1 rRNA gene is annotated in these 375 nt (G+C 53.3%); it reads left to right on the top strand.

Annotated features, from left to right (window positions below):
- Nucleotides 1–188: 188 nt before the first annotated feature.
- Nucleotides 189–375: ribosomal RNA gene (locus tag KNP92_RS15750) — 23S ribosomal RNA — on the top strand; the annotation flags it as partial.

Genomic DNA, 375 nt, shown 5'->3' with positions numbered 1-375 from the left:
AACAAGGTAGCCGTATCGGAAGGTGCGGCTGGATCACCTCCTTTCTAAGGAAAATGCCCCTGTGGCATTGCCCATCGTTCAGTTTTGAGGGTTCGTCCCTCGATTGTTCCTTGAAAACTGAAGATTCATCAAGACATCAAACCAATTTTTCACATATGGTCCGTGAGGACCGTGTGTCTTAGACGCTAGATCAAGGTAGAAAGGGCGTACGGTGGATGCCTTGGCACTAGGAGCCGATGAAGGACGCGACGAACAGCGAAATGCCCTGGGGAGTGGTAAGTACACATTGATCCAGGGGTATCCGAATGGGGGAACCCACCGCCGGGAGACTGGCGGGACACCCGTGTGAATACATAGCACGGCGTGAGGCACACC

Source organism: Exiguobacterium sp. s122, from assembly GCF_018618475.1.
GTDB classification, from domain to species: domain Bacteria; phylum Bacillota; class Bacilli; order Exiguobacteriales; family Exiguobacteriaceae; genus Exiguobacterium; species Exiguobacterium himgiriensis.
This window is presented reverse-complemented; position numbering and strand designations above follow the sequence as displayed.